The 20,298-nt window shown below is 68.5% G+C and carries 24 protein-coding genes and 2 pseudogenes; 16 read left to right on the plus strand and 10 right to left on the minus strand.

Features of this window, described 5'->3' with window-relative positions:
- A partial coding sequence (locus AB0I94_RS36375) for a DNA-directed RNA polymerase subunit alpha C-terminal domain-containing protein (protein ID WP_363314056.1) occupies positions 1-440 on the plus strand: 440 nt, incomplete at its 5' end.
- Between the two features lie 629 nt (positions 441-1,069).
- On the opposite strand, the gene AB0I94_RS36380 is transcribed toward AB0I94_RS36375, so the two are convergent.
- Complete coding sequence (locus AB0I94_RS36380; protein WP_363314057.1) at positions 1,070-2,425, minus strand: NAD(P)-binding domain-containing protein; 1,356 nt, start codon at positions 2,423-2,425, stop codon at positions 1,070-1,072.
- Positions 2,426-2,605: 180 nt separating this feature from the next.
- On the opposite strand from AB0I94_RS36380, the gene AB0I94_RS36385 reads away from it, so the two are divergent.
- The 3 genes from AB0I94_RS36385 (at position 2,606) to AB0I94_RS36395 (ending at position 4,878) form a co-directional block, all read left to right on the plus strand.
- On the plus strand, positions 2,606-2,971 hold the full coding sequence (locus tag AB0I94_RS36385; protein WP_363314058.1) for a metalloregulator ArsR/SmtB family transcription factor: 366 nt from the start codon (positions 2,606-2,608) through the stop codon (positions 2,969-2,971).
- Between the two features lie 152 nt (positions 2,972-3,123).
- Positions 3,124-3,927: an SDR family oxidoreductase gene (locus tag AB0I94_RS36390; protein WP_363314060.1), complete on the plus strand. Its 804-nt coding sequence runs from the start codon at positions 3,124-3,126 to the stop codon at positions 3,925-3,927.
- Positions 3,928-4,003: 76 nt separating this feature from the next.
- A protein-coding gene (locus tag AB0I94_RS36395) for an IS5 family transposase (protein ID WP_363314061.1) occupies positions 4,004-4,878 on the plus strand; the annotation gives its coding sequence in 2 pieces (ribosomal slippage) (positions 4,004-4,394 and positions 4,394-4,878; 876 coding nt in all).
- A gap of 48 nt (positions 4,879-4,926) precedes the next feature.
- Here the strand turns inward: AB0I94_RS36395 and AB0I94_RS36400 are convergent.
- From AB0I94_RS36400 to AB0I94_RS36425, 6 genes are all read right to left on the minus strand, one after another.
- The gene (locus tag AB0I94_RS36400) at positions 4,927-5,697 is read right to left on the minus strand and encodes an aminoglycoside adenylyltransferase family protein (protein WP_363314062.1); all 771 of its coding nucleotides are present in this window, start codon (positions 5,695-5,697) and stop codon (positions 4,927-4,929) included.
- 240 nt (positions 5,698-5,937) lie between these two features.
- Positions 5,938-6,642 (minus strand): cation transporter, encoded by a 705-nt coding sequence (locus tag AB0I94_RS36405; RefSeq protein WP_363314064.1) that lies wholly within the window; start codon positions 6,640-6,642, stop codon positions 5,938-5,940.
- The gene (locus AB0I94_RS36410; RefSeq protein ID WP_363314175.1) at positions 6,642-6,977 is read right to left on the minus strand and encodes a metalloregulator ArsR/SmtB family transcription factor; all 336 of its coding nucleotides are present in this window, start codon (positions 6,975-6,977) and stop codon (positions 6,642-6,644) included. Before AB0I94_RS36410 ends, AB0I94_RS36405 begins: the two co-directional genes overlap by 1 nt.
- A 67-nt stretch (positions 6,978-7,044) precedes the next feature.
- Positions 7,045-8,106: an ArsO family NAD(P)H-dependent flavin-containing monooxygenase gene (locus AB0I94_RS36415; protein WP_363314065.1), complete on the minus strand. Its 1,062-nt coding sequence runs from the start codon at positions 8,104-8,106 to the stop codon at positions 7,045-7,047.
- Positions 8,103-9,215, minus strand: coding sequence for an ACR3 family arsenite efflux transporter (gene arsB / locus AB0I94_RS36420; RefSeq protein WP_363314066.1), 1,113 nt, complete (start codon positions 9,213-9,215; stop codon positions 8,103-8,105). Before arsB ends, AB0I94_RS36415 begins: the two co-directional genes overlap by 4 nt.
- A complete protein-coding gene (locus AB0I94_RS36425; RefSeq protein WP_363314067.1) occupies positions 9,215-9,520 on the minus strand; it encodes a metalloregulator ArsR/SmtB family transcription factor in 306 nt (101 codons plus the stop codon). Before AB0I94_RS36425 ends, arsB begins: the two co-directional genes overlap by 1 nt.
- A gap of 197 nt (positions 9,521-9,717) precedes the next feature.
- Between AB0I94_RS36425 and AB0I94_RS36430 the strand changes: the two genes are divergently transcribed.
- Positions 9,718-10,137: an arsenate reductase ArsC gene (locus AB0I94_RS36430; RefSeq protein WP_363314068.1), complete on the plus strand. Its 420-nt coding sequence runs from the start codon at positions 9,718-9,720 to the stop codon at positions 10,135-10,137.
- 93 nt (positions 10,138-10,230) lie between these two features.
- Here AB0I94_RS36430 and AB0I94_RS36435 read toward each other — a convergent pair whose 3' ends face one another.
- Entirely contained in the window at positions 10,231-10,614 is a 384-nt protein-coding gene (locus AB0I94_RS36435) for a helix-turn-helix domain-containing protein (protein ID WP_363314069.1), read from the minus strand.
- A gap of 132 nt (positions 10,615-10,746) precedes the next feature.
- Positions 10,747-11,058: an NIPSNAP family protein gene (locus tag AB0I94_RS36440; protein ID WP_363314070.1), complete on the minus strand. Its 312-nt coding sequence runs from the start codon at positions 11,056-11,058 to the stop codon at positions 10,747-10,749.
- Positions 11,059-11,262: 204 nt separating this feature from the next.
- Between AB0I94_RS36440 and AB0I94_RS36445 the strand changes: the two genes are divergently transcribed.
- From AB0I94_RS36445 to AB0I94_RS36460, 4 genes and pseudogenes are all read left to right on the plus strand, one after another.
- Positions 11,263-12,474 carry an MFS transporter gene (locus AB0I94_RS36445; protein ID WP_363314071.1) on the plus strand — a complete coding sequence of 404 codons (1,212 nt, stop codon included), beginning with the start codon at positions 11,263-11,265 and terminating at the stop codon, positions 12,472-12,474.
- A gap of 78 nt (positions 12,475-12,552) precedes the next feature.
- Positions 12,553-12,729: pseudogene (locus AB0I94_RS36450) on the plus strand (transcriptional regulator); the annotation flags it as partial.
- A 64-nt stretch (positions 12,730-12,793) separates the two neighbouring features.
- The gene (locus AB0I94_RS36455; protein WP_363314072.1) at positions 12,794-13,540 is read left to right on the plus strand and encodes an aminoglycoside phosphotransferase family protein; all 747 of its coding nucleotides are present in this window, start codon (positions 12,794-12,796) and stop codon (positions 13,538-13,540) included.
- A gap of 186 nt (positions 13,541-13,726) precedes the next feature.
- Positions 13,727-14,161 (plus strand): hypothetical protein, encoded by a 435-nt coding sequence (locus AB0I94_RS36460; protein ID WP_363314073.1) that lies wholly within the window; start codon positions 13,727-13,729, stop codon positions 14,159-14,161.
- 324 nt (positions 14,162-14,485) lie between these two features.
- On the opposite strand, the gene eno is transcribed toward AB0I94_RS36460, so the two are convergent.
- Complete coding sequence (gene eno / locus AB0I94_RS36465) at positions 14,486-15,781, minus strand: phosphopyruvate hydratase (RefSeq protein WP_363314074.1); 1,296 nt, start codon at positions 15,779-15,781, stop codon at positions 14,486-14,488.
- Between the two features lie 157 nt (positions 15,782-15,938).
- Here eno and AB0I94_RS36470 point away from each other — a divergent pair, with 157 nt between their 5' ends.
- The 7 genes and pseudogenes from AB0I94_RS36470 to AB0I94_RS36500 form a co-directional block, all read left to right on the plus strand.
- Positions 15,939-16,382 (plus strand): MarR family transcriptional regulator, encoded by a 444-nt coding sequence (locus tag AB0I94_RS36470; protein WP_363314075.1) that lies wholly within the window; start codon positions 15,939-15,941, stop codon positions 16,380-16,382.
- Between the two features lie 288 nt (positions 16,383-16,670).
- Positions 16,671-17,096 (plus strand): STAS domain-containing protein, encoded by a 426-nt coding sequence (locus AB0I94_RS36475; RefSeq protein ID WP_363314076.1) that lies wholly within the window; start codon positions 16,671-16,673, stop codon positions 17,094-17,096.
- A gap of 32 nt (positions 17,097-17,128) precedes the next feature.
- Positions 17,129-17,785 (plus strand): response regulator transcription factor, encoded by a 657-nt coding sequence (locus AB0I94_RS36480; RefSeq protein WP_363314077.1) that lies wholly within the window; start codon positions 17,129-17,131, stop codon positions 17,783-17,785.
- Positions 17,786-17,832: 47 nt separating this feature from the next.
- Positions 17,833-18,891, plus strand: coding sequence for a PAS domain S-box protein (locus AB0I94_RS36485; RefSeq protein ID WP_363314078.1), 1,059 nt, complete (start codon positions 17,833-17,835; stop codon positions 18,889-18,891).
- Between the two features lie 14 nt (positions 18,892-18,905).
- Positions 18,906-19,292: a response regulator transcription factor gene (locus AB0I94_RS36490; RefSeq protein ID WP_363314079.1), complete on the plus strand. Its 387-nt coding sequence runs from the start codon at positions 18,906-18,908 to the stop codon at positions 19,290-19,292.
- A 146-nt stretch (positions 19,293-19,438) separates the two neighbouring features.
- Positions 19,439-19,915, plus strand: a complete 477-nt coding sequence (locus AB0I94_RS36495; RefSeq protein ID WP_363314080.1) for an ATP-binding protein — start codon at positions 19,439-19,441, stop codon at positions 19,913-19,915.
- A 46-nt stretch (positions 19,916-19,961) separates the two neighbouring features.
- Positions 19,962-20,265: pseudogene (locus AB0I94_RS36500) on the plus strand (MFS transporter); the annotation flags it as partial.
- Positions 20,266-20,298: the final 33 nt, after the last annotated feature.

A 20,298-nucleotide genomic window follows, 5' to 3' on the forward strand; every position in this document is an offset into this window, starting at 1 on the left:
ACGTCGAGACCAAGCAGGCCATGCGCCCGCGCGACGCCATGGCGTCCGCCGGTAAGACCCTGGTCGAGCTGTTCGGTCTGGCCCGCGAGCTCAACGTCGAGGCCGAGGGCATCGACATGGGCCCCTCGCCCACCGACGCCGCACTCGCCGCCGACCTGGTACTGCCGATCGAGGACCTGGACCTCACCGTTCGGTCGTACAACTGCCTCAAGCGCGAGGGCATCCACTCCGTGGGCGAGCTCGTGGCCCGTTCCGAGGCGGACCTGCTCGACATCCGCAACTTCGGCGCGAAGTCGATCGACGAGATCAAGGCGAAGCTGCACGGCATGGGCCTCGCGCTCAGGGACAGCCCGCCCGGGTTCGACCCCGTCGCCGCCGTGGACTCCCTCGGCGCCGCAGACGACGCGGACGCCGGGTTCGTCGAGACCCAGCAGTACTAAGACTGCCCCAGGTCGCGCGGCAACCGGGAGTCAATGCCGGGCCGCGCGACCAGGCGCACGACGGAGCGGGCAAAGCGATCAGTGTGCACCCGAGCGGCGTGCCCCGGCGCCCACATCCAGCCATGTTCAGGGCCCGATCCGGCAAGTTGCTGCCGACCGACACCTCGGACCGTAAGGTGAGGTGGATACGACAGCGTGCCTGGGGGTGAGACCGATGGCTTTCACCGAGATAGCTGTAGCCCTGATTACGACCGGGCCTGCCTACATCGCGGTCTGGTTGGCCGTACGCAAGGCCCAAGGCGAGCAGGCGCAACCGCAGACCTGCGCGCAGCACGTCGGCTGTGGGCAGTGTGCGGATCGAACCACGACGGGTGACATGCCGGGACAGTCCGTGGCTTGGGCTCTCGCTTCCTGACCACCTCCCCTTCACGGTACTTGGGCGGGCCCGCCACCTCCACGGTGGCGGGCCCGCCGCGTATGGCCGGTCGCGTTGGGTTCAGCCGGTTCGAACCGCGGCTCGTTCCTTGGTTGTTGTGGCAGCAGATGACTGAGGCTTCTCTGGCCTTGAGTCGCCAGGTGCGAGTGTCGTCTTGGCCGCGGCCGCGCTCGCGTCGGCGGCGGGCACCTGGTCAGCAGCCGCCCGATGTGGCGGCCTGGGCGCCCACGCCGATCTGCAGGGTGGACGGCGTCGCGCAACAGCCGCCGCCCGACTCTTCGGCGCCGGCCGGTTCGTCGAACAGGCCCGCGCCGCCGCAGACCCCGGTCTCGGGCAGGGTCAGCTCGACGCGCTCCGCGGCTTCCTGGTCTCCGGCGAGGGATGCGGCGATGGAGCGGACCTGCTCGTAGCCGGTCATGGCGAGGAAGGTGGGGGCGCGGCCGTAGCTCTTCATGCCGACCAGGTAGACGTCCCTCTCCGGGTGGGAGAGCTCTCCCACGCCGTGCGGGTAGACGGTGCCGCAGGAGTGCTGGTTGGGGTCGATCAGCGGGGCCAGTTCGACCGGGGCCTGGAGCCGCTCGTCCAGGCCCAGGCGCAGCTCCTCCAGGAAGGAGAGGTCGGGGCGGAAGCCGGTGAGGACGATGACCTCGTCGACCGGGTCGAGGCGGCGGCCGTCCTCGGCCAGGAGCACCAGCTGCTTGCCGCTCTCCTCGACGGCATCGGTGCGGAATCCGGTGACGGCGTCGGCGTGACCGTCGTCCACCGCCGCCTTGGCCGCCAGGCCGAGCGCCCCGCGGGCAGGCAGCTGGTCCGCCTCGCCGCCGCCGAAGGTCGAGCCGCTGATGCCGCGCCGCAGCACCCAGACCGCGTGGGTGTGCGGGGCGCCCTTGGCGAGGTCGGCCAGGTAGGCGAGAGCGGTGAACGCGGAGGCGCCGGAGCCGATCACGGCGGTGCGCTTGCCCGCGTAGCGCGCCCGTACGACCGGATCCATGAGGTCGGGTACGCGGTAGGAGACACGCGCACCGGCGGTGCGCTCGCCGAGGGCGGGCAGGCCGTCGCCGCCGATCGGGCTGGGCGTGGACCAGGTGCCGGAGGCGTCGATGACCGCGCGGGCGGTGAGCCGCTGCTCGCTGCCGTCGGCCCTCTGGATGTGCACGGTGAAGGGCTGCTGGTCGCGGTCGGCGTCCACGACGCGGTCCCGGCCCTGGCGGGAGACGCCGGTCACCGTGGAGCCGAAGCGGACCTTGTCGCCCAGGACGTCGGCCAGGGGCTGCAGGTACTTCAGCGCCCAGTCGCCGCCGGTCGGATAGGTCGCCGCGTCCGGCTTGACCCATCCCGTCGGGGCCAGGAGCTTCTCGGCCGCGGGGTCGACGACCTCGCCCCAGGTGGAGAACAGGCGCACGTGGCTCCACTCGCGTACGGCCGCTCCGGCCCTGTCCCCCGCTTCCAGGACGAGGGGTTCGATGCCGCGCTCGACGAGGTGGGCGGCCGCGGCCAGGCCGATGGGGCCGGCTCCGATGACGACGACGGGAAGCTGCTGGGTGCTCATGATGCTCGGTCTCCTCAGGGCGGGGCGAAGTGGGTGAGCGGGCGCGGGTGAGGCCGCCGACTGCGTGTGCCGGCGCGTCTTCGCCGCTCGGGCGACGCCGGACTTCCTATTTCGATGTCTGTCGATGCCTTCCGCTGGGTGGAGCTTGCCACTGGTATCGATGAGTGTCAACATAGACATATGTCGAAGTCGAAGGTTGTGGAACTGCCGGTGCTGGACGCCGACGCCGTGGTGCCGTGCTGCCCGCCCATCACCGCCGGAGAGCTGTCGCTCGAGGACGCCGAGCGGATGGCCGGCATGTTCAAGGCGCTGTCCGACCCGGTGCGGCTGCGCCTGTTCTCCAAGGTCGCCTCGCACCCGGGCGGCGAGGCGTGCGTCTGCGACATCTCCGACGTCGGCGTCTCCCAGCCGACCGTCTCCCACCACTTGAAGAAGCTGAAAGACGCGGGCCTGCTGACCTCCGAGCGCCGCGGGACCTGGGTGTACTACAAGGTGGCGCCCTCCGTGGTCGCTGCGATGTCGGCGATGCTCGACCTGCGCGGCTGACGGCGGGCGCCGGTCAGCGGCAGCACGCCGGGGAATCCTTCAGCGCGTCGAGGCACTTGGCCATACCCCGCCACCGGCGCGCCAGAAGACCTGCTTGCCCTCCCCCACGAAAGCGATTGACGCTGTGGTGTTGTTCGTGAAGCATCCGGCCCGTGACGACGAACACCGCTCATGACCAGCCTGCCCACCAAGAAGGCTCATCGGCCGAACGCCCGCTGGCCCTGATCACCGGGGTGGGCCGCACCGTCGGTATCGGCGCGGGTATCGCCCGCCGGCTGGCCGCATCAGGCTGGGACATCGCCTTCACCTACTGGACCCCTTACGACGACCGTATGAGCTGGGGCAGCGAGCCCGGCGCGACCGACGTGATCAGCCGGTCCCTGGCCGAACTCGGTGCGTCCACCACCGCGATCGAGGCGGATCTCGCCGACCCGGATACCCCGGCACGCGTCTTCGACGAGGTCGAACGGCAGATGGGCAGTGTCACCGCGCTGGTGATGAGTCACTGCGAGTCCGTCGACTCTGGGCTGCTTGACACCACCGTCGAGAGTTTCGACCGGCACTTCGCCGTCAATGCGCGCGCCACCTGGCTGCTCATTCGCGAGTTCGGACGCCGCTTCGCCGCAGAACGGGGAACGGGCCGGATCGTCAGCCTCACCAGTGATCACACCGTCGGCAACCTGCCCTACGGGGCCAGCAAGGGTGCCCTGGACCGCATCACCCTGGCAGCCGCACACGAACTCGCCCACCTCGGCGTGAGCGCCAACGCGATCAACCCCGGGCCGGTCGACACCGGCTGGATGCCCGAGGAAGTGCGGGAGCACTGCGTCCGCAGCACCCCGCTCGGCCGGCTCGGCACTCCGCAGGACACCGCGCACCTTGTGGACTTCCTGTGCTCCAGGGAGGGCGGGTGGATCAACGGTCAGCTGCTGATGAGCAACGGTGGCATCGCGTAGGCGCCCAAAGTGGGCGCTCGCCCGTGGCCTAGGGCCTGTTGCGAAAGTGGATCAAGGTCATAGATGTTCACGGTCCGTGGGACGTGGCGATCTGACGAACGGCCAGTGGGAGCGGCTGGAGCCGTTGCTGCCGGTGGGCAAGAAGCCGGGCCGCCCTCGGACCTGGGCCCATCGGCAGCTGATCGACGGCATACGGTGGCGGACCCGGACCGGTGCGCCGTGGCGTGACCTCCCCGAACGCTACGGGCCTTGGGGCCGGGCCTACGACCTGTTCCGTCGGTGGCAGCGTGACGGCACCTGGAAACAGATCTTCGAGCAGCTGCAGGCCAAGGCTGACGCAAAAGGCCTGATCACGTGGGATGTGAGCGTGGACTCCACGATCGCCCGCGCTCATCAGCACGCCGCTGGCGCGCGTAAAAAAGGGCTCTTCAGAAAGAGCCTCCGGGCGGCGTCTTCACCGAACCGGAGGATCACGGTCTCGGGCGTTCGCGCGGCGGGCTGACCACCAAGCTGCACTTGGCCGTGGAGCAGGGACAAAGGCCACTGTCGCTGCTTGTCACTGCTGGCCAGCGCCATGACAGCCCGCAGTTCCAGCCGGTCTTGGAGCGCATCCGGGTGCCCCGCACGGGTCCGGGCCGGCCGCGCACCAAGCCGGACAGGGTCCGTGCGGATAAGGCGTATGGCTCCCGCGCGAACCGGGCCTACCTGCGCAGACGCGGGATCGGCTGCACGATCCCGGAGAAGGCGGACCAGGTCCGCAACCGCAGGACGCTCGGCTCCCGTGGCGGGCGCCCGCCCAAGTTCGACAAGGACGACTACAAGGAGCGCCACGCGGTGGAGTGCGGGATCAATCGCCTCAAGCGCCACCGAGCCGTGGCTACGAGGTACGACAAGCTCGCCGTCCGCTATGAGGCGACTGTGCTGGTCGCGGCCATCAACGAGTGGCTGTGACCAGCGCAGTCGGAACACTCTCGGCGATCAGGACCTCAGGAGCGGTTCTTATGTCCGCTGGCTCCGGGTGCTCAACCGGTCGATCTCGGCGAGCACGTGGTCCACAAGCGGACGGACCTGTGCCGTCAACGTCTCGCTCCAGCTTTCATCGGAGTAGCGGCAGTTGAGATAGAGCTGCCTGGCGTGCTCGAGAGCGGGGCGGTGTTCGGGAGGGAGCTGGGCGAGGGCCCAGTCTGCGGCAGCATCCTTCGGCCTGATCTGGCCGGTGGTGAGCGTGGACCAGATGCGTGCGAAGGTCAGCAGGACGTTGCGGGTGTCGGCGTCCAGGTTGTCGAGCAGGTCGGGGATGCCCGCCACGCTTGCCCGGACCAGGTCGGAGTGCGGGACGGGGCCGAGGATCTGTGTCGGCCGTGGGCCGGCGAGGGGGTAGTCGCCGGTCAGTGCCATCGTGATCAGCACGGCCAGGTCGGGCATCGGCTCCGGCCGGGGGACCTTCCCGGCCTCGTACTCGGCGCGCAGCCACTCGCCGTACAGGAAGTCGCAGGTCGGAGGGTATCGCCATGGCTGGACCCCGGACTGGACTACCACGGTGAGCTCGACCGGGCGGGTCTTGTTCCCGGAGCCAGAGATCCCGAGCAGGCCACCGAGAAGCGCCCGTCGTTCCCGCTCGTTCATCGACCTCCGGGAAATGAGCAGTACGTCCAGGTCGCTGGCTGGTCTGAGGCCTCCGAGCACGGAAGATCCGTGAAGGTAGGCGCCGATGAGATCCCCGCCCAGCACACCACCGGCCAATCCCGCGATCTCCTGAAGCTGATTCACCGCGCCAGTGTCTCCCGTTGTCCGGCACGACTGCACGGCATTATGGGGCGGCTCACGGTCCGCCATCACGCGAGCGTGCTGGTTGCAACCGTCAACGAGTGGCTGTGACCAGCACTTTCGCAACAGGCCCTAGTTCCGACCACCCAGTTTCGGTCTGGTCACCTCGTCCTCAGGTGGAGTCGGTTCTTCGCGGCCTTGCCCTCGCTCCGGTCGATCAGTTTGATTCAGTGGCGACTCCGGTCAGGCGCAGCACTCGCACCCGGGGCGGCAACCGCATGCATCGTGCGCCTGCTCGGCTTCGGCGGGGAGCGGTACGGCGCAGCAGCCCTCGCCTCTCCAGGCTTCTCGGCCTTCCTTGACCGCGACGGCGGCGATGATCAGGGCCGCGATCGGGTCGGCCCAGGACCAGTCGAACAGCCAGTTCGCGAGCAGGCCCATGAGCAGGACGCCCGACAGGTAGGTGCACAGCAGAGTCTGCTTGGAGTCGGCGACGGCGGACGCGGAGCCCAGTTCGCGCCCGGCCTTGCGCTGAGCGGCGGACAAGAACGGCATGATCGCCAGGGACAGGGCAGCGAGCGCGATACCGACCACGGAGTGTTCGGCTTCGCCGGTGCCCGCCAGTGCGCGTACGGCGTCGACGGTGACGTAGGCGGCGAGGGCGAAGAAGGAGACGGCGATGATCCGCAGAGTGGTCTTCTCCCGAGCCTCACGCAGCGCGTGGTCGCGCGCGGAGAACTGCCAGGCGACCGCAGCGGCGGAGGAGACCTCGACGACGGAGTCCAGGCCGAAGCCGACCAGCGCGGTGGAGGAAGCGATCGTCCCGGCGGTGATCGCGACGACAGCCTCGATGACGTTGTACGCGATCGTGGCAGCGACCAGCAGGCGTATCCGTCGGGTGAGCGCGTCGCGGCGGGACGGGGTGGGGCCGAGGGATATCGCGGTCATCAGCAGCACTCCTTCTCGGCGGTGTCCGGGCAGGTCCCGTCCGACTCGACCGCCACCACCGCGGCGAGGAGATGCTCCAGGGCGTGGCCGAAGCGCTCATCAGCAAGCTCGTAGCGGATGCGGCGCCCGTCCGCGACGGTGACGACGAGACCGCAGTCGCGCAGGCAGGCCAGGTGATTGGACAACCTGGTTCGGGAGATTCCGAGCTCATCGGCAAGATCCGCGGGATAGGCCGGGGCCTTGCGTAGCGTAAGCAGGACCCGGCAACGGATCGGGTCGGCGAGCGCGCGGCCGAAACGAGCCAGCACGTCGATGTCGGAGGCAACGGGCATCAGCACGCCTCGACAGTACATGAGATCCTGAATTCAGGGAATCCTGGATCGCCAATATCGCGGCGGGTGTTCAGCGCGTCAGAAGCAGTGCGACGTCACGGGCCATCTCCCGGGCCGTGCGACCGACTCCGATCAGGGTGGCGGAGGCGGGGCCGATCCAGTCTCCGTATCCGAGCAGGTGTACGCGGGGCTCTCCCACTGCGCGAGTGCCCTCGGTGACGATGTGCCCGCGAGCGCCTCGCAGGCCCAGCGGTGCCAGGTGGGACAGGGCGGGCCTGAAGCCGGTGCACCAGATCACCGTGTCCGCGAGCGCGGTTGTCCCGTCGGCCCATTCGACTCCGCCGCTGGTGAGGCGCTGGAACATCGGCTGGGCTTTGAGGAGTCCGGCGTCGCGAGCGGCGCGCACCGGGGAGACGGCGACGATGTCACCGAGTGAGGCGACCCCGCCCGTATCGGCTGCGCCCGCGTCAAGGGCACGGCGACGGGCGGTCGCGGCGTCGAACAGGGCGCGCCCGTCGATGTCGTCGGCCAGGAAACGCGCCGGGCGCTGGGTGACCCAGGTCAACTCGGCGTCGGCCAGGGCGAGATCGGCGGCGATCTGCGCGCCGGAGTTCCCTCCGCCGACCACGATGACACGCTGACCGGCGAAGTCGGCCGGCCGCCGGTAGCCGGTGGTGTGCAGCTGACGCCCGGTGAACACCTCACGGCCCGCGACAGCCGGCCAGAACGGGCGCCACCAGGTGCCGGTCGCCGAGATGACCGCCCGCGCCGACCAGACGCCCGCGTCCGCCTCCACCCGCAGCCGCCCGCCCTCCGGACGTACGGCGTCAACGCGGACCGGGCGCAGCACGGGCAGGCCGTAGCGCTGCTCGTAGTCGGCCAGGTAGTCCACGACGTGTCCAGCGTCCGGGTACTCCTCACCGCTCTGGGCGGGCATGAGCCGTCCCGGCAGCGAGGAGAACGCCGCCGGGGAGAAGAGGTGCAGGGAATCCCAGGTGTGTCGCCAGGCCCCGCCCGGGTCGTTCTGGGCGTCGAGGATGACGAAGTCGAGCTTCTCGCGGCGCAGGTGGTATCCGGCGGCGAGCCCTGCCTGCCCGCCGCCGATCACCACCACGTCCGTTGTGTGTGTCACGGGGCCGTCGTCAGCGATTGGGCGCTGAATTTCCTGCGCCAGGCCAGGGCGACGTACACCAGGCCGATGAGCACCGGCACTTCGATGAGCGGGCCGACGACGCCGGACAGGGCCTGGCCGGAGGTGACGCCGAAGGTGGCGATGGCAACGGCGATGGCCAGCTCGAAGTTGTTGCCCGCGGCGGTGAAGGCGAGGGTCGCGGTGCGGTCGTAGGCGAGGCCAAGGCCCTTGCCCAGCAGGAACGTTCCGAAGAACATGACGGCGAAGTAGACCAGGAGCGGCAGCGCGATCCGTACGACGTCCAGCGGCTGCGAGGTGATCGTCTTTCCCTGGAGGGCGAAGAGGATGACGATCGTGAACAGCAGCCCGTACAGCGCCCATGGGCCGATCTTGGGAAGGAAGTCGGACTCGTACGTCTCGCGGGTCAGCTTCTTCTCTCCGATGCGGCGGGTGAGGAATCCGGCAAGGAGCGGGACTCCGAGGAAGATGACGACGTTCAGCGCGATCTTCCACATGGAGATGTCGAGGTGCTCGCCGTCGCCGAGGCCGAGCCAGCCCGGCAGCAGGTCGAGGTAGAGCCAGCCCAGCAGGCCGAAGGCGATGACCTGGAAGACGGAGTTGAGCGCGACCAGGACGGCGGCGGCTTCGCGGTCGCCGCAGGCCAGGTCGTTCCAGATGATGACCATCGCGATGCAGCGGGCCAGACCGACGATGATCAGGCCGGTGCGGTACTCGGGCAGGTCGGGAAGGAAGATCCAGGCCAGCGCGAACATGACGGCCGGACCGACGATCCAGTTGATGACCAGGGACGAGGCCATGAGCTTGCGGTCGCCGGTGACCGTGTCGAGCTTGTCGTAGCGCACCTTCGCAAGGACCGGGTACATCATCACCAGCAGGCCGAGCGCGATCGGCAGCGAGATCCCGCCTACCTCGATCTTCGCCAGCGCGTCGTTCATGCCCGGGATCAGCCGGCCGAGCCCCAGGCCGACGGCCATGGCCAGCAGGATCCACACGGCCAGGTAGCGGTCGAGTGTGGAGAGCTTGGCGACGATGCCCTCGCCGGACGCGGCGCCCTGATCCGTCTGCGGGGTGGTGTCGGTGCGGCTCATCAGCAGGCCCTCTTGTTGGCGGCGGCGCCGCGGGCGGAAGCGGCGAGCTCGGCGAACTGAGCGGAGACCGAGGCCAGAACCTCGGGGCGCAGCTTGTAGTAGGTGAAGCGGCCGCACGGCTCGGTCTCCACCAGGCCCGCCTCGCGCAGCACCTTCATGTGGTTGGAGAGGTTGGTCTGCTTGGCGCCGGTCTCCTCCACCAGGTGCGTCGTGCAGAGCGTCTCCTGGGCGAGCAGGGTCACGATTTTCAGACGGAGCGGGTCGCCGAGCACCCGGATCACATCAGCATCCACTGAAGTCAGCATGGGCTGATACTGTCACATCATTGGGAGCTGATACCAGTCCGGGCTGGACCACAGGACCCGGTGGGACCCGTGGGAGCGGTAGGACCCATGGGACCGACAGGACCCGTGAAACCCGTAGGACCGACCGGTAGGACCGTCCGCCGCCCATCACTTTGCTGACTCTGCTGACAACTCATCACCACGAAAGAAGAGAGCCCATGACCACCTCTCCCGTCGCCTCCGTGCTCTTCGTCTGCGTCCACAACGCGGGGCGTTCGCAGATGGCCGCCGGGTTCCTCAACCACCTCGCGGGCAACCGGATCGAGGTCCGCTCCGCCGGGTCGGTCCCCGGCGACCAGGTCAACCCGGCAGCGGTCGAGGCCATGCAGGAAGTCGGCGTCGACATCTCCGCCCAGAAGCCGAAGATCCTCACCACCGAGGCCGTCCAGGCGTCCGACTACGTCATCACCATGGGCTGCGGCGACGCCTGCCCCGTCTTCCCCGGCAAGAAGTACCTCGACTGGGCGCTGGAAGATCCCGCGGGCCAGGGCATAGAGGCCGTACGCCCGATCCGCGACGAGATCAAGACGCGCATCGAGGCCTTGATCGCCGAGATCGACGCCCAGCAGGAGGGGTGAGCGTCAAAGACGGTCGACGTCAGCGACGCCCCGGCCCGTGACACAGCAGCCCGAGCGGCACCCCGAACCGGGGGGCCGAACCGGGGCGCCCAGTCAGGTGCCGAAGCGATGGCGCGCGTCCTCGATGTGACCGAGGTACTGGTGAGTCCAGCCGCAGAGGGCGTCGACCGCGGCGCGCAGGGCCCTACCCGGCTCGGTAAGGGTGTACTCGACCCGCGGCGGCACGGTCGGGTACACCGTGCGGCTCACCAATCCGTTGCGTTCCAGCATGCGCAGGTTCTGGGTGAGCATCTTGTGGCTGACACCCTCGACCTCGTTGCGCAACTCGCTGAAGCGCAGGGTGCGTTCACCGAGCGCCTCGATGATCAGAAGCGCCCATTTGTTGGCGACGTCCGAGAAGATCTCCCGCGCCAGGGAGTCCGCACGCCTCAGGTCGGCATCCTCGGGCAGGCCTTTGAGCTGCTGCTTGGTCGCCATTGAGTTCCCCAGCCACCTTAAGAGTGCGTTCTTCCAGTTCGGCTCTCACTCTCTTATGGTTCATCGGTAACCACAAGAGAGCATCGTTGCGCGCAGCCGCTCATGACGGTCACACCCCGCACCCCCCGGGGCTTAGGAAACGCCGCCCAGAGGCCGGAGGAAGCGGCGTTCATACCGCTTGATGCAGTGCGTCCGGCGAGCCAGTTCGAACGCCTCCTGGCACTCCGGATCAGAGATGCTGTCCGTACGGTACTGCTCGTACGCAGCGAGACTGGGAAACGAGAAAAGGGCGTACGCGATGTCGCTGTCGCCCTCACTCGGCAGAAAGTAGCCGTGGTGCGTCCCGCCGAAACGATTGACGAGCCCAACCCAGCGGCGGCCGTACTCCTCGAAGTCCTCGATCTTGTCGGCGTCGATCTCGTACTTCAGATGAATGGTGATCATGTCTACATGATGCAATGACAGCGGCCGGATCTCGTGAAGGTTCGCATCCCAGCGTTCGCCGACCGGACCCTTCGGGGACCGCTTGCACGCATGCCTCGTATGGCGACGCATGGCCTCGTACGGCCGCTGTAGCCTGCACTCATGATCAAGGGGAGATCAGCCGGACGAATAGCTCGCATGGCGGGAGACAACCGGTCGGAACGAGTGCTGATCCTGGCCAGCTTCGTGAACCGAGTCGGCAACGGCCTTTTCAACACGGCCGCAGCGCTGTACTTCACCCTGGTCGTGCAACTCCCGGCGGCGCAGGTGGGCGTCGCCCTCACCGTCGCCGGTCTGATCGGCCTGCTCGCCGGGATTCCGGGAGGCCACCTCGCTGATCGGCGAGGTCCTCGCGCGGTCATGATGCTGGCTCTTGCCGTGCAAGCGGTGGCAATGTCTGCCCTCGTATTCGTCGAGAGCTGGACCGCTCTCGCGGCCATCGCCACGATCGACCAACTGGCCGCCTCCGCGGGAGGAGCGGCGTGGGGAGCCCTCGTTGTCCGGGTCGGACCCGACCAACCGGCGCTCTTCCGGGCCAAATTGCGTACGTATGTCAATTTGGGCGTCGTTCTCGGCACCGTCGGCGCCGGCCTCGCGGTGGCAGCGAATAGCCGCACCGCCTATGTAGTGCTGATCCTTGGCAATGCGGCCAGTTTCGCGCTCTGTGCCCTGCTCCTGTTCCTGCTTCCCAACTACCGAGCGCTGGCGCCTCCGCCGCAGCAGCGCCGCTGGATGGCGCTCACCGACCGTCCCTTCGTGGCGTTCACAGCCCTCTTCGGGGCCATGGGCCTGCAGTACCCAGTCGTGTCGCTGCTGCTGCCGATCTGGATCTCGGAACACACGGACGCACCACGCTGGACCGTGGCCGCGGTATCCGCGATGAACGCCGGCGTCTGTGTCCTCCTGCAGACCAGAATTGGTTCCCGTATCGAAACCCCTCGCGACGGCGGCCGGGCGTTTCGCACCGCGGGGCTCCTCTTCCTGATCAGCTGTCCGCTGATGGCTCTGACCGCGCACGCTCCCGTCTGGGTGGCCGCCGGCCTCGTGATCGCGGCGATCTGCATCCACAGCCTCGGAGAAATATGGGAATCCTCGGCTGGATTCGCCCTCGGATTCGGCCTCGCGCCAGAGCACGCCCAAGGTCAGTACCAAGGACTCCTCGGCCTTGGCTTCAGCGCGGGACAGGCGCTGGCTCCGGCCATCCTCACCACCCTTGTGCTGGGTCTCGGTACTACTGGCTGGCTGCTCCTCGCCGTGTTCTTCGCGGCAGTCGGAGCTGCCGGCCCCCCGCTTGAACGCTGGGGCACACGGACCCGGACCCAGCAGGGGACACCGATGGCGGATTCCCGCACAGAGCCCGACGAGGCACATGCGTGACCCGACCGCAGCCGCCACCCGATCAACGTGACCACGATCCTCACCGGTCCAGCTTGATCACAACGGTGATGCGGCGTCGAGGTGAAGCACTTCATCCACCCCGAGCTCGGCCCGTTGGAGCTGACCTGCCAGACACTGCTCGATCCGCATCAGTCGCATCTCCTGCTCGTCCACACCGCCGTTCCCGGCAGCGAGAGCTACGAAAAGCTGCAGCTGCTGTCCGTCATCGAAGCGCACGCGCTGGCACAGGCATAGGCCCAGGCGCACGCTGGACCCGGTCGGTGGCCGGTCTCCACCGTCACCCGGGATACTCGTCGCCATGGATGAGGTCAAGGTCGTCGTCGCCCACTCCGAACGCGTGACCCTGCGCGTCGGTGACGTGTTCCTGAAGGTGGACGCCGATCAGGCGCGCATCGACATCGAGGTCGAGGCGATGGCCCTGGCGCCGGTCCCCACCCCGGAGGTCCTGTGGCGCAAGCCGCCCGTGCTCGCGCTCGCCGCGGTCCCGGGGACAGTGCTCGGCCGCCTCGGCGAGCCGTCGACCGCATCGCCTGCGGCGTGGACCTCGGCCGGTGCCGCCATCCGGCAGTTGCACGACGCGCCGTTGCCGCCCCGACCCGGCCGGGCCGGCCGGCGCCTCACAGAGTTGGCGGCGGAACTCGACGGCGAGTGTGAGTTGCTCGTGGCGAACGGCGTCCTGCCCGCCGACCTGGTCACCCGCAACCGCCAGGTCGCCGAGGCCGCGCTCCGGCCGTGGACTCCGGCGTTCACGCACGGCGACCTGCAGATCGCCCACGTGTTCGCCGACGGTGACAAGATCACGGGCATCATCGACTGGTCCGAGGCGGGCCAAGGTGACGCCCTGTACGACCTCGCCACCTTCACGCTCGGACATGAGGAGCACCTCGGCGAAGTCATCGCCGGCTATGGCACCGACGTCGACCTCGACGTGATCCGCGGGTGGTGGTCGTTGCGAAGTCTGCTGGGGGTTCGCTGGCTGGTCGAGCACGGCTTCGACCCGTTCGCGCCGGGCTGCGAGGTCGACGTGCTGAGATCCCGGATGTGAGGAACACGCGCCCGGCTGCTGCGAGTGCGGCTGCCTGCTCTGCGAAACATCGGGACAGTCCAGAGGATCCGGCCGATCCATGCAGGCACGCAATGTGGCCTTTGTGGCCGTGGCGCACCGGGCCCCGGTCTGCGGCAGAGTGACACCTTTGACAGCCGTCCCAGGAGGTGTCGTATGCCCCGACTCATGGCGTCTCGAGAGCTGAAAGTGGTCGTGGACCACAGGCTGTTCGGTCTGGTCGACGAGGAGGGTCAGGAAGGGGAACGGCCGGCGACACCGCGGTCGATGGGCAGTTTCGTCAGCTCCAACGCCACCATGCTCTACATCGGGTCGGAGGAGGACATCCTGAACGCGCAGTTGCTGCTGGAGGCCTGGGACGGCCCGGCGACGGCCGAGCCGGACACATGGCCCTCGACGAAGGTCCTGTCGCTGGACCTCCCCTCGGGTCGGTTCCTGGTGGACGAGACCGCGGCCGGGGGCAAGTCGGACGTCTTCCGGCTTCCGCACGCCGGCAAGTGGCGGGCACGGGTGGGATGGCGAGAGAACGACCCTGCCCCGGACGGCGGTTTCGCAGAGCCCGGAGGCTGGGCCCTGGTCCAGTTCTGGCCGGACGTGGACTGAGACAGGCAGACAGGCAGACAGGCATCAGGGAGACAGGCATGACGTGTGGGGCCCACCCCGTCGGGTGGACCCCAGTCATCCGGCTTCGTCGTTCAACCCGTCAGCGGACGGGAATGTAGAACGCGTCCTGGTCGAGCAGCCGGTCGACGTCGTACCAGCGGCCAAGGCGCCGCCATAGGGGTCGTCGGGGAACAGGTGCCGTCCGGCGCCCTCGTAGGTCGAGGCCATGGGGTACTCGTCGCAGTCGTACGGGCCCTCTTCCTAGGGCTCACCCTCGGGCGGGCGCGACCAGGAGGCCGACGGTGCCGCGCCCGTCGGTGCGCCTTACGCGGCGGCGTACCCGTACATCGCCGACTCCCCCAGCTCCTCCTCGATGCGGATGAGTTGGTTGTACTTGGCGGTGCGGTCCGACCGGGACAACGAACCGGTCTTGATCTGCCCGCACCCCGTGGCCACGGCCAGATCCGCGATGGTCGTGTCCTCCGTCTCACCGGAACGGTGAGACATGACCGCCGCCCATCCGGCCCGCCGTGCGGCTCCCACCGTTCCGAGCGCCTCGGTCAGTGTCCCGATCTGGTTGACCTTGATCAGGACCGCGTTGCCCACCCCCGTACGAATGCCCTCGCGCACCAGCGCCTCGTTGGTGCAGAAGACGTCATCACCGGTCAACTGGCACCTGTCCCCGACCCGCGCCGTCAGTTCACGCCAGCCGTCGTGGTCGTCCTCGGCCATCGGGTCCTCCACCGAGACGATCGGGTACGCGTCGATCAACTTGGCGAAGTAGTCGACCTGTTCGGCGGGCGTACGCCGGACCCCCTCCCCCACGTACGCGTACACGCCGTCCCGGTAGAACTCCGACGACGCGGGGTCCATGACGAGGCCGATGTCCGCGCCGGGCCGGTACCCCGCCCGCTCGATCGCGGCCATGACGAAGTCGAGCGCCTCCTCGGCCGTACGCAGCGCGGGCGCGAAGCCGCCCTCGTCGCCGACGGCAGTGGAGTGGCCCGCGGCAAGCAGGTCGCGGCGGAGCGTGTGGAACACCTCGGAGCCCATCCGGACGGCCTCCGCGAAGGTCCCCGCACCCACCGGAGCGATCATGAACTCCTGGAAGTCCAGCGGATTGTCGGCGTGGGCGCCGCCGTTGACTATGTTCATCATCGGCACCGGAAGCACGCGGGCGTCGGCCCCGCCGAGGTAGCGGTACAGCGGCTGCCGGTGCGAGAGGGCGGCTGCCTTCGCGGTGGCGAGGGAGACACCGAGCAGGGCGTTGGCGCCGAGCCGTGCCTTCGTGGGCGTGCCGTCGAGCGCGACGAGCGCGGCATCGAGGCCGGCCTGGTCGTCGGCGTCGCGCCCGGTGACGGCCGCGGCGATCTCGCCGTTCACGTGGGCCACTGCCCGGTCGACACCCTTGCCGTGCCACCGCCGCGCGTCGCCGTCGCGCAGCTCCACCGCTTCGCGGGCGCCGGTGGAGGCGCCGGAGGGGACGGCGGCGCGACCCGGAGATCCGTCGGCGAGGACGACGTCGACCTCGACGGTGGGGTTACCGCGACTGTCGAGGACCGCGCGGGCGGTGACAGCGCGGACGGCGGTCGGCGTCGGCTCAACTGTATGTGCGGGCATGGAAGTTCCTCCCGTTGTCTCCTGTCGGGCCGTGGCTGCGACGACGCTGGCGCTCGGCCCGACACGACGGAACAATACAGCATTGCTGTTCAGTTTCGCTGTTCAGCTTTGCTGTTCAGTTCCGCTGCGCAACGGCGGTTCCGGGTTAAAGTGCCCTATGCCCACCCCGCAAGCCGCCACCGTCGCCGCCGAACTGCGTACCGCGATGGGCAAGCTCAGCCGACGCGTGAAGCACGAGGACCGGATCCCGCACGGGCAGGTGGCCGTGCTCGGCGTTCTGGACCGCGACGGCGCCATGACCACCAGCGATCTCGCGACCGATCAGCGCGTACGCCCGCAGTCGATGGCCCGCGCGGTCGGCCTCCTCCTCGAACAGGGCTTGCTCACCCGCAGGGCCCACCCCACGGACGGCCGCAAGTCCCTGCTCGACCTGTCGGACGCCGGCCGCGCCGCGCTGGAAGCGGAGCGCGGCCGCAGGGCCGGGTGGCTGACCCTGGCCATTGAGGCCGAACTCACCGGAGAGGAGCGGGAGTTGCTCGCGCGCAGCGCGACCCTGATGGAGCGGCTGGCCGCTCACCAGGATCTTTCCGGGCGCAGCTGAGGGCGACAGACCGTCCTCTACGCGGCGCTCAAGGCAGACCGCAAGCCCCCCTTCGGAACGCACCGCGTCACGCCTCACAAGCCGCCCGGCGCCGTCAACCTCCGTAGGGGCGTGTTGACTTCCGTACCTAGTGCAGATTCACTAGAAGGCAACTGATGCCCTCGCACTATGAGGTGATGAGGTTGTGATGCCGCAACTGGCAACAGGGGCCCCCTCAGCCGGAAGGGATCGCGGGGTCGCGCTCCGCCGGTACGCGCCGCACGTGAGCACGGAGGGGCGCGGAACGCTGTGACCTTCTACGCGTTCACGTCGCATGCCGTCGTTCATTCCGGCCGCGCCCGAGTAGCCCTCGCGGGTGAACTCGACTTCGACACCGCCCCCTGCGTCCTGGAGGCGGTCGCGGCCTGCCTGGCCAAGCAGCCGACGAGTCTCTGTCTCGATCTGACCGACATTTCCTTCTGTGACTGCGCCGGTCTGAACTCCTTGCTGACGGCGAGAATGTCCGCTCTTCAAGCAGGCGTCGATCTTCATGCCGAAGGGGTCGGAGCCCAGTTGGCGCGGCTCCTCTCCCTGATCGGGGCCGACGACGTCTTCACCGAGGGGAACACGCCTACGGACGGGGATTCGGCTCGCCTCGCTTCGGATACGGCCACAGGCCGCCGCGATACAGCGGTGGCCGCCGACGAGTCGCCGCTCCGGGACCTCCTGGCATGATCGTGCACTCCACCACCTGCAAGGACGCACCAATGCCTTCGTCTCCCCCGTACGGCCGTCCGATCAGAATCCTGTTGGTGGAGGACCACGACATGGTGGCCGAGGCTATTTGCCTCGCCCTGGAGCGTTCGCCCGATCTGCAGATCGTGGGCCACGTGACATCGGTGGCCTCGGCGTTGGCCGACGCGAGGCGATGTGAGCCGGATGTCGTCCTGATGGACCGCCGTCTGCCGGACGGTGACGGGGTCACCGCCATCGCGGATCTGCTGGCGCTCATGCCGGACCTGCGCGTACTGGTCCTGACAGGCGAAGGGAGCGCGTCGGTGGCCGCGCGCGTCGCCGAGACCGGCGGAGCAGGCCTGATCTTGAAGGCCCGTGGTCTGAGCGAACTGGAGGACGCCGTTCGCCGGGTGGCAGCGGGTGAGGTGGTGTTCAGCCAGGACCTGCTGGGCGACGTGCTGGGACGGCTGGCCGGCAGAACACCGAACCTCGGCGCGAACCTGACTCCGCGCGAGCGGGAGGCTCTTCAGCTGCTGGGGCAAGGGCGTACCACCACCGAGATCAGCGATCAGCTGGGGGTCGCTCTCAACACCGGGCGCAACCACGTCCAACGGGTGCTGCAGAAACTGGGAGCCCGTTCCCAGCTGGAAGCCGTGGCGATCGCGCGACGCGAAGGGCTCCTCACGTGACGCAGGAGCCGCAAGGAAAGGACCGCGCAAGAAAGCAGGCGGCTCCGATGACGGAAGCCGCGTTCACCCTGCTGGTTCAGGGCGTGCTGGACTACGGCATCTTCATGCTCGACCCGCAGGGCCACATCATCAGCTGGAACGCGGGAGCGGAGCGGATCAAGGGCTACCGGGCCGAAGACATCGTCGGGCAGCACTTCTCCGTCTTCTACCCGCCTGAGGACCAGACCGCCGGCAAACCCCAGTGGGAGCTGGAGACCGCCGTGGCCGACGGCAGACTGGAGGACGAGGGCTGGCGCGTCCGCAAGGACGGCTCCCGCTTCTGGGCGAACGTGGTCATCACCGCCCTGTGGGACGAGAAAGGCGTACTAAGGGGATTCGGCAAGGTCACTCGCGACATGTCGGAGCGGCGGGCAGCACAGCACGCCCTCAGCGAGCGACGCCGCTTGTTCGACCACCTGGTCCAGGCGCAGGAAACGGAACGACGACGCATCGCGTGGGATGTCCACGACGACTCCATCCAGGCCATGGTCGCGGTAGGGATGCGGCTGGAACTGCTGGCCGAACGGGTGCCGGAGACCTACGCCGCGGAACTGCAACGCCTGGACGCATCGGTGCGCGAGGCGATCGGCCGTCTGCGCACTCTTACCTTCCGGCTGCATCCGCCAGGGATCGACAAGCATGGCCTGGTCGAAGCACTCTCCAGCCACTTGGACGACGTCGTGGGCTCCTCGTGGGGCATGCCCTACTCCTTCGAACACCACCTGGACCGTGAACCCACACCCGAGACAGCCGTCACCATCTTCCGAATCGTCCAGGAAGCACTGCTCAACGTGCACAAGCATGCGCGCGGGAGCAGAGTCGACGTCCGTGTCGCGTCGGCCGACGGGGGCATCGTGACGCGTGTCGCGGACGACGGCACGGGAGCGCCGATCTCTCAGGACGGCGCCCGGGATCATTTCGGAATCATGGAAATGCGGGAGAGAGCCGAAACAGCCGGCGGATGGTGGTCCGTGCACAGCCGCCCGGGCACGGGCACGACCGTCGAGTTCTGGCTGCCGAACCCACTTCCGATTCCGCCGTCGGCGCCGACGGACGACGCGGCGTGAGGGTGGCGACTGCCATGGACGACTGCCCTCGTTCACCGCTCAGCGTCCTCCTGTGTGATGACAACGCGCTGATACTGGAGACCCTGAGCGAGGTCGTGCGGGCACAGCCCGACCTGGAGGTGGTGGGCACCGCGAGCGACGGCGAGCAGGCACTACGACTCGCCGCTCATCATCGACCTGACCTCGTCGTGCTGGATGTCCGCTTTCCCGGTGGTGGCCACTTCGTCGCCAAGGGCATCGCAGAGTGTTCACCGGCCAGCCGGATCGTGGCATTCTCCGCGTATGACGACAAGGGTTCCATCGAGCAGATGAAGAACGTGGGCGTCGCCGAGTACGTACTCAAAGGTACGAGCAATCGGGAACTCCTCGCGGCTCTGCGTCGGGCGGCAGAAGCCCGATGAGCCGACGCCCCGCCCGCTGATGGGCGCAGAGCGCCCATTCGTGGAAGACCGCCCCGACACCGCTGGACGCCGGGCAGGATTAAGCGGAGCTGTGGGGGTAGTCGGCCCGCGTGAGGCCGGGCTGACCGGGAGGCAAGGCGGGCTGCATGGACCAGACAGCGGACGATGACCGACAGCCGTCGGCAACCCCTGGGTCGTCCGTGTCGGTTTCCCAGCTCTTCGAGGGCAGCGAGGGGATCGCGCAGGCGCGGCATCTGGCCCGGGACTTCTTGGCAGACCTGCGATCCGTGTACGGACTCCCCGTGTCCGTGCAGGCCATGGGCACCGTGGAACTGGTGGTCAGCGAGCTGGTGACCAACGCCCGTAAGTACGCGCCAGGTCCGTGTCTGCTGGCCCTCGCGGTGCAGGGCACCAACATCGAAGTCACCGTACGGGACAGCAACTCCGTCCTCCCCGCGGTGCCGGCGCCGGACCCGAGCCGCCTCGGACAGCACGGCCTGGAGGTCGTCAAAGCCGTGTGCCAGAACGTCCAGGTCCACCGGGAACCGTCAGGCAAGCGCATTACCGCGACCCTCGGGCTGGCCGACGATTCGGACGGGCGTCAGGGCGTCCACCACTCGTGACATCGGCACCGGGATCATCATCGAGCTGTTGGGCTGGCGATGGATCTTCCTGCTGTTCACCTACTACCTGCAGGACCGGTTGGACGCCGCCCCGCTCCGAGCCGGGCTGACGATGCTGCCGTTGGCGGTGTTCCTGATCGCGGCCTCGATGCTGGTTCCACGGCCGCTCGAACGGTGGGGGCGCCCGGGCCTGCGTCCTGGCGGGGATCGGCTTCACCGTGCTGGCGATGGCAGCCATCGCTCTGGTCTCGTACCTCGACGCCGGGGGTCTGGCGATGATTCCAGCGATGCTGTTCATCGCTGCGGGGACGGGCTTCGGCATCGTCGGGTTGCAGTACATCGCGGTGACCTTAGGGGTGCTTCGTCGGCGTCCCTCTCCCCCG

It is taken from the genome of Streptomyces sp. NPDC050147, assembly GCF_040660195.1.
Taxonomy (GTDB): Bacteria; Actinomycetota; Actinomycetes; order Streptomycetales; family Streptomycetaceae; genus Streptomyces.